This is a genomic window from Bacteroides ndongoniae, from assembly GCF_900108345.1.
GTDB lineage: Bacteria > Bacteroidota > Bacteroidia > Bacteroidales > Bacteroidaceae > Bacteroides > Bacteroides ndongoniae.
The window spans coordinates 1-1,379 of sequence record NZ_FNVV01000004.1; the positions used below are offsets into that span (position 1 = coordinate 1).

Sequence of the window (1,379 nt, forward strand, 5' to 3'; positions counted from 1 at the left end):
CTGGAAAACTTCAGAAGGCTAACCATCGATTATGAATTCCTCGCTGAAACTGCGGAAGCCATGGTACAAATCGCATTCATCCAAATCATGCTTAACAAATTTATCGAATGAAATCAAAACAGCTTCTCAATATAGACCGCATTACAGGGCGTTTCTTAAACGTCTTTGCACTCTCATCTTCTTTGAAGTTCGGGAGTTCTATGATATTGTAACCTTTGTATTTGCAATATCCTCTCAATCTCTCTTCCTGCACTTCTACACTTGTGCCTTTTCTCTGTTCATCCGTGCTGACACGGCAGTAGATGATTACATTAGTTTGATTATTTACCTTTGCTTTCATAAAATTAATTTTTCAAGTTAACCTAATCCGTTTTCGCTCTCTATCTGAAGTTGTGTCAGTAAATAAAGATATTCCCTAATCTGCTTCACTTCTTCATTGCTATATTTCTTTTTTCCATTGTTTAGTATTTTTGTGCATGTTTCCAAAGTTAACATAGCTATTAAACATTAAGATGTGCATCGCTGCACTTATTTGTTTTTCGCCTCTTGGTCATTAAATAATGCCCCAAGACTTTTACCGCGGCAGGGATAAGCGTAAAACCCTTTTTTCAGATAGCTATGCTCTTAGCCCTTTCCTTCGTTTTGTTGCATATTTTCCCTCCTTATTTCTTATTTTTAAATTCGATGTTTGTTTTTTACATTGCAAATATACTACAAATTGCAATTGGAAAAAGAAGTGTTAAAAGCCCGACTTTTTGTTGGGTTTTGTATGTAACTTTTTGATAATCAGACTTATAAAATCTTAATTGATTTATATTTTTATTTCAATTAATATTTTGAATTTATTTAACTATAGTCGGCGTTGTTTTGCTTGCTTTAAACTGAAAATTAACAAAATTTATCATATAGCTTACGCAAAGTGTTAACGCTCGTGTGGGTGAGTTTTGACACATTTCGCAACGAATATCCCTTTTTCAACAGACGTAATTCTTCTGCGTATTCTTTTTTCATCGTTTCATCACTCTTCATATATCCAGCTTTTCTACCGACCTTTCCACCATTAGCTCGAAAGTTATTGTAACCGCTTTCTACTCGTTCCCTTATTGTCTTACGTTCCATTCGTGCAACTTCCGCTAATATGGTAATTAGAAACTGACTTATAGCATTAACATTACCTTCTTGGGTCAAAGTCTCAATGGCATAATTCTGAATATAAAGGCTAATCTTTTTTTTATTTAGCATTTCTATTACTTCAATACTTCGGTAAATTTTTACCGATAAATAAAAATAAAACAATAGAATCGGTGTTAGCCGGTTCAAAATTACATTAAAGAGATCATTGAAATACTGTCAAGAATGAATCGTTAAGGAGTAAGAAA

Annotated in this window: 1 protein-coding gene and 1 pseudogene; both read right to left on the bottom strand. The window is 33.4% G+C overall.

The window, feature by feature from the left end; translation table 11 throughout:
• Window positions 1-100: 100 nt before the first annotated feature.
• On the bottom strand, window positions 101-340 hold the full coding sequence (locus tag BQ5591_RS00035; RefSeq protein ID WP_071147962.1) for a recombinase family protein: 240 nt from the start codon (window positions 338-340) through the stop codon (window positions 101-103).
• A 548-nt stretch (window positions 341-888) separates the two neighbouring features.
• A pseudogene (locus tag BQ5591_RS00040) lies at window positions 889-1,257 on the bottom strand (recombinase family protein); the annotation flags it as partial.
• Window positions 1,258-1,379 lie beyond the last annotated feature (122 nt).

Excerpts from the sequence above, each read along its gene's own strand:
- BQ5591_RS00035 (WP_071147962.1), bottom strand. The coding sequence starts at position 340 with ATGAAAGCAAAGGTAAATAATCAAACTAATGTAATCATCTACTGCCGT.